Origin of the sequence: Phytopseudomonas daroniae (assembly GCF_004327285.1) — a bacterium.
Lineage (GTDB): Bacteria > Pseudomonadota > Gammaproteobacteria > Pseudomonadales > Pseudomonadaceae > Aquipseudomonas > Aquipseudomonas daroniae.
The window spans coordinates 1-6520 of record NZ_QJUI01000047.1 but is presented as its reverse complement, the minus strand read 5'-3'; the positions used below and the strand labels follow the sequence as shown (position 1 = coordinate 6520).

Sequence of the window (6520 nt, the reverse complement as noted above, 5' to 3'; positions counted from 1 at the left end):
GCGCATTCTACAGCGTTACAAACCGCTGTCAACCACCTCTTCAACCGCTTTCGATCCAACCTGATCGAGCCATCAACAGTGCCACTCAAACCACCCTGTCGATGCAGGCGCATTCTACTCGAATTCGCCGTCCGTGCAACCTTTATTTTCGTCTAACTACCTGATTATCAAGGAGTTTTCAGATCAGGCCGCGCCGGAAGTGGTGCGCATTATAGGCAACCTGATTCTCAGGTCAACGGTTATTTACGCTTTTCCGCGTAATGAGCCAAAGCTCGATAATCGAACGCTTTGTCCCAGCCATTTCCTGGAGTCGATTGACCTAATTAACCGGTTAGTACATTTTTAGCTGAGCTCTATAAGCAACCCCACAATAACAACAGGAAGCACCATGGCTCCCATCATCCTGATTCTCAATGGCCCGAACCTGAACCTGCTGGGCACCCGCGAGCCGGCAACCTACGGCTATGAAACCCTGGCCGATATATCCCGCCTTTGCGCCGATACCGCCGAGACACTCGGCCTGGCTACCGAGTTTCGCCAGACCAACCACGAAGCCGAGCTCATCGACTGGATTCACAAATCCCGTGGCCGCTGCGCAGGCATCGTGATCAACCCTGCTGCCTGGACACATACCTCGGTGGCCATTCGCGATGCGCTGGTCGCCAGCGAGCTGCCGGTAATAGAGGTGCATCTATCCAATGTGCACAAACGTGAAGCCTTCCGACACCATTCCTTCGTCTCCTCGATCGCACTCGGCGTGATCTGCGGCCTGGGCAGCGGAGGCTATCGCGCAGCACTACAACACTTCAGCCAACTCGTTAAAGGATGATGCACCCATGACGACCAAAACACCGAGCATCCTCGCCGGCCTCATCGGTGCAGGTATCCAGGCCTCCCGCACACCAGCCATGCACGAGCATGAAGGCGACGCTCAAGGGATTCGCTACTTATATAGGCTGATCGACCTGGATCAGTTGCAGCTCGACAGCAGCGCCCTCCCCGACCTGTTGAGCGCTGCCGAGCGTATGAGCTTCACCGGACTGAACATCACCTTCCCCTGTAAGCAGGCAATCATCCCCCTGCTCGATGAACTGTCCGACGAAGCCAGAGGGATTGGCGCGGTGAATACCGTGGTGTTCAAAGATGGCAAGCGCATCGGCCACAACACCGATTGCCTGGGATTCTCGGAAGGCTTCCGCCGCGGCCTCGACGGTGTAAAGCGCAGGCAAGTCGTGCAGATGGGCGCTGGCGGTGCAGGTGCCGCGGTGGCTCATGCACTGTTGAGCGAAGGCGTTGAGCAATTGAGCATTTTCGATGTCGAGCTTGAACGCGCCCAGGCCCTGGCAGCCAATCTCAACGAGCACTTCGGCTCATCGCGTGCTCAAGCAGGTAGTGACCTGGCATCTGCCGTGGCAAGCGCCGACGGTTTGGTCAACACCACCCCCATGGGCATGGCCAAGCTTCCGGGCATGCCAGTACCGAAAGCGCTGCTGCGCCCGGCACTTTGGGTCGCTGAGATCGTTTACTTCCCGCTGGAGACAGAACTGCTTCGTGAGGCCAGAGCCATCGGCTGCAGAACACTGGACGGCGGCAACATGGCGGTGTTCCAGGCGGTGAAAGCATTCGAACTGTTCAGCGGTGCGGAAGCTGATGCGCAGCGTATGCTCGATCACTTCCACAGCATGAACGGTTGATGGTTCCAAGCCGGCCATGAATAGTGGCCGGCTTGGCTTCAGCAGGTGATATAGCGCAATACCGCTTCGCAGATCATGTTCTTGTGACGCTGCTTGACCTGCTCATCCGGCAGATCGATCTGGAAGATCTCGCCGAACGTATGCCGGTTGGAGACGCGATAGAAGCAGAACGAGCTGATCAGCATGTGCACATCCAGGGTGTCCAGCCCTTCGCGGAACAGCCCTTCTTTCTCGCCACGCTTGAGCGTTTCGCCCAGCGTCAACAGCACCACATTGCTCATCCGGCGGATTTCCGGCGACTGCTTGACGTACTCGCCGTAGTGGATGTTCTCGATACTGACGATGCGCACGAAATCCGAGTTGCGGTCATGGTGGTCGAAGGTGAACTCGACCAGGCGGCGAATGGCGTCCGGCGGTGGCAGTTCATCGAGATGCAAACGCCGCTCGGTGCTGCGGATATCGCCATACAGCTTGGAGAGCACTTCGACATAGAGCTGCTCCTTGCTGCCGAAGTAGTAATAGATCATGCGTTTGGATGTCGCCGTGCGCTCGGCGATGGCATCGACGCGCGCCCCCGATAGCCCTTGCTGCACGAACTCGGTAATAGCGGCCTGCAGAATGTTCTCCCGGGTCTTTTCCGGGTTGTTCTTGCGCGGCTTTCGGGGCGCTGCGGCCAGTTCTGCGGCCGCAGGCTCAAAGGTAACGGTCATAGAAGTACTCATCGTGGCCTTTCTTATTGTTCATCCTGCAACCTGACGCGGGTGGAGGGCTGCAAGCCGACACCCGCCAGGACACACAGGTTAGAGCTTCGCCTGACGCACGCTACCACTGCGCGACTTGGCCATCGCCGCAAGGCGGACGGCGACGTTGGCGGCACCATAGCCGACATAGCCATTCTTGCGCTGAATGATTTCAAAGAAAAAACGCTCTTCGAACGCCTCGGTGTATACGTGGAACAGCTCCCCGCCCTGTGCATCACGGTCATAGAGCACGTTGTAGTAAGCCAGCTCGCTGAGGAACTCATCGTCGAAGTCGAAGCGTGCGGCCAGATCGTCGTAGTAGTTGAGGGGAATGTCCAGCAGGGGAACGCCCGCCTCTTTGGCCCGCGCGACTTCCTTGAAGATATCCTCGCAGGAAAACGCGATGTGATGCACGCCCGAACCGCGGTAGCTGGAAAGCGCGTGGGCGATAGCGGTGTTGCGGTTCTCGGAAATGTTCAGCGGCAGGCGCACCGAGCTGCAACGGCTGCGCAGCGCGCGGCTCTTCACCAGACCGTAAGGGTCAGGCAAGACCACTTCGTCATCCGCCTCGAAGTCCAGCAGGCTTTTGTAGAACAGTACCCAACTGTCCAGGCTATCGGCCGGCAGTGCCAGCGCCATGTGATCGATGCGCTGCAGGCTGCCGGTCTGCGCCACGTTCGGATCGAGCTTGAAGTCGGTGTCGTAGATGGTCTGCCCGGCTTCGGCTTGATCGACCAGGTAGATCAGGCTGCCATCGGGGGCACGCATCGCCGGAATTTCCCGCTCGTTCGGCCCGACCAGGCCACGATAAGGATGGCCGCGATAATCGCGAGCGCGCTGCAGCGCCGAAGCGCCGTCCTTGACCTTCAATGCGGTGGCACACAGAGACGGCCCATGGGCCTCGAAGAAGCCATGGGCAAAGGAGTAAGGCTCGGCATTGAGGACGATATTGATATCGCCCTGACGCAGCAGGCTGACGTCCTTGGAGCGATGCTGCCCAGCCTTGGCAAAACCCAGTCGTTCGAGCCAGCCCGACAGTTTGGCGCCGGCCGACTCATCAACCGCGAACTCGAGAAACTCGACGCCGTGATAGCGACTGGCTGGCGGCGTGGAGAAAAGCATATCGAGATTCGGAGCCTGCTCGTCTGCGGCCAGCAACTGACGGGTTTTCTCCTCGAGATAGAGCAGCGAGCGCAGCCCGTCCACTGCATTGGCACGGGGCGGCGCGGCGCGGAAACCGTCATTGAAGATTTCCAGGGACAGCGGGCCGGTATAGCCCGTGCGGATGATCGGCGCGAGGAAGCCAGGCAGATCGAATTCGCCCTGACCGGGGAAGCAACGGAAATGGCGACTCCACTCCAGCACGTCCATCGCCAGGATCGGTGCGTCAGCCATCTGCACGAAGAAGATCTTGTCGCCCGGAATATCGGCAATCGCGGCCGGATCGCCTTTCAGCGACAAGGTATGAAAGCTGTCGAGGATAACGCCGACGGCACAATGGTCAGCCTGGCGAACCAGGTTCCACACTTGCTGGTAGGTGTTGACGTGGCGACCCCAGGCCAATGCTTCATAGCCGATGCGCAGGCCGCGCGCGCCAGCACGCTCGCCCAGAAGGCGCAGGTCATCGACCAGAATGTCCTCGTCGCCCAGGGAGTCGGCCGCCACGTTGCTGCACACCAGTACCAGGTCGGTTCCCAGCTCCTGCATCAGATCGAACTTGCGTTCGGCACGGTCGAGGTTGCGCTGCAGACGATCACGACGGCAGCCTTCGAAATCACGAAATGGCTGGAATAGCGTGATGGCGATGCCCAGGTCGGCGCACATCTTGCGAATGTCGCGCGGGCTACCCGCGTAGTACAGCAGGTCGTTCTCGAAAATCTCCACACCATCGAAGCCCGCAGCCGCAACGGCCTCGAGTTTTTCCGGCAGGGTTCCGCTCAGGGATACGGTGGCAATCGAGCGATGCATACTTCAGCTCCTTGTAGATAGCGATCTCTGCGGATCGCGTGATGGCCTCGGCCAGGCTCCAGCAAGCGTAGTCGACAAGGCTTTCGTACCTTACCAGACAGGTTCTTCAATCAGCCGGCAGCCCGATTCTTCGGGGGCTGCAGCGATTATTCGCGCGCGCGCGGGAAGCGGCAATTCAAAGTGTACGAACCAGTTAGTATTCCGTGCGTTTATCGAACACAAGGCCGTTTATCGAATTGACTGCGTTTCGCCATTTGCAACAACATATTTCTAACCGCTGCGCTATCACATCCTGGCGCAGACCACCCAAGCGGCCTTGCCTCATTCATAACAATTTCAATAAGAGTACTACCATGCTCACTTCCCACTCCCTGCGCCCCCACATACCATTCGCCCGCTTTTTGACCCGCACTCAGCCAGCGGCGCTCCCGTACGTCTTCCCCTGACTCGCGACGCTCCACTCGATAATCCTGACAGCGGGCTGACTGTGCCGATCCAAGGCCGGTCGCCTAAAGCCGATGCTCGACCCGCACTCACCTGCCGGTTCGCTCAGCGCTCTAATAACAACGGAGACAATGATGGCTAAGCCCTCGAGTTCACAAGCCAAGAAAGCTACAGCCAGTGGCTGGGTCGGCTCCGCTCTGGAGTACTACGACTTCTTCATCTACGCCCAGGCAGCGGCGCTGATTTTCCCGCAGATTTTCTTCCCCAGCAGCGATCCGAAGATGGCCATCGTCGCCTCTCTGGCCACCTACGGCGTGGGTTACCTGGCCCGCCCTATCGGTGCTGTCGTCCTTGGCCATTGGGGTGACACCCGTGGCCGCAAGAATGTGCTGCTGCTGTGCATGTTCCTGATGGGCATCTCCACCATGGCCGTCGGCCTGCTGCCTACCTACCACGACATCGGCTTCCTGGCTCCGGTCTTACTGGTAGTGCTGCGTCTGGTACAGGGCTTTGCCGTAGCCGGTGAAATTTCCGGTGCCAGTTCGATGATTCTCGAACATGCGCCATTCGGTCGACGAGGCTTCTACGCCAGCTTCACCCTGCAGGGTGTGCAGGCTGGCCAGGTGCTCGCCGCGGCCGTGTTCCTGCCGCTGGCTTACTTCATGCCGAGCGAAGCGTTCAACGAGTGGGGCTGGCGTATCCCGTTCCTGCTCAGCGCCTTCGTGTTGCTGGCGGGTTTCATCATCCGCCGTGAAGTTCATGAGACTCCGGCCTTCGTCAACGAAGAGAACAAACAGAAGATCGCCAAGTCGCCGATCGCCGAAGCGTTCACCAATAGCTGGAGAAACATGGTTCTGGTCATGGTGATGGCGCTGATGAACGTCATCCCGGTGGTGGCGACCATCTTCGGTGCGGCTTATGCGGTACAACCCGCGTACGGCATCGGCTTCGACAAGAGCGTGTACCTGTGGATTCCGGTGGTGGGCAACATCGTCGCCGTGCTGGTGATCCCCTTCGTCGGTAACCTCTCCGACAAGATCGGCCGGCGCCCGACCATGATCACCGGTGCACTGGGCTCAGGCTTGCTGGCCTTCGGTTACCTGTACGCCATCAGCATCAGCAACGTGCCACTGGCATTCATCATGTCGCTGCTGATGTGGGGCGTGGTGTACCAGGGCTATAACGCGGTGTTCCCAAGCTTCTACCCGGAGCTGTTCCAGACCCGCTACCGTGTTTCGGCCATGGCCATCGCCCAGAACATCGGCACCATGCTGACGGCCATGCTGCCAGCGGTGTTCGCCCTGCTCGCACCGCCCGGCTCGGATAACGTTCCGCTGCTGATCGGCGGCCTGGCATTCGGCATCACCTGCCTGTGCGCCATCGCGGCCTTTATCGCTCCGGAAACCTATCGGGTACCGATGGCCGACCTGGGCAAACCGGGCGCCAAGTCGATGGACAAAGCCGAGTACGAAACTGCCCGTATGAGCAGCCTGAACACCAGCAGCCACTGAACAGGCCGACAGATGCAAATAAAGAAGGCCCTTAAACAGACTGTGTGAAAACCTAGCAGTCTGAAGGCGAGTTGAAGACAATGCCTCTATCGGTTGATAGGGGCATTGTCGTTTATGGGCTATATCCAGGGCGAAGGTCGCGAGCAAAGCAGCCTGTTTCCGG

Annotated in this window: 5 protein-coding genes; 3 read left to right on the top strand and 2 right to left on the bottom strand. The window is 59.1% G+C overall.

What is annotated here, in order from left to right; genetic code table 11:
• The first annotated feature begins 388 nt into the window (after positions 1-388).
• A complete protein-coding gene (gene aroQ, locus DNK06_RS24950) occupies positions 389-829 on the top strand; it encodes a type II 3-dehydroquinate dehydratase (RefSeq protein WP_131182659.1) in 441 nt (146 codons plus the stop codon).
• Between the two features lie 7 nt (positions 830-836).
• Positions 837-1694 (top strand): shikimate dehydrogenase, encoded by an 858-nt coding sequence (locus DNK06_RS24945; protein WP_131182658.1) that lies wholly within the window; start codon positions 837-839, stop codon positions 1692-1694.
• A gap of 38 nt (positions 1695-1732) precedes the next feature.
• Here DNK06_RS24945 and DNK06_RS24940 read toward each other — a convergent pair whose 3' ends face one another.
• Together DNK06_RS24940 and quiC are read right to left on the bottom strand one after the other, a co-directional pair.
• Positions 1733-2404 (bottom strand): TetR/AcrR family transcriptional regulator, encoded by a 672-nt coding sequence (locus DNK06_RS24940; protein WP_131182657.1) that lies wholly within the window; start codon positions 2402-2404, stop codon positions 1733-1735.
• A gap of 90 nt (positions 2405-2494) precedes the next feature.
• A complete protein-coding gene (gene quiC / locus DNK06_RS24935) occupies positions 2495-4402 on the bottom strand; it encodes a 3-dehydroshikimate dehydratase QuiC (protein WP_131182656.1) in 1908 nt (635 codons plus the stop codon).
• Positions 4403-4980: 578 nt separating this feature from the next.
• On the opposite strand from quiC, the gene DNK06_RS24930 reads away from it, so the two are divergent.
• Complete coding sequence (locus tag DNK06_RS24930) at positions 4981-6357, top strand: MFS transporter (RefSeq protein ID WP_131182655.1); 1377 nt, start codon at positions 4981-4983, stop codon at positions 6355-6357.
• The last annotated feature ends 163 nt before the right edge of the window (positions 6358-6520 follow it).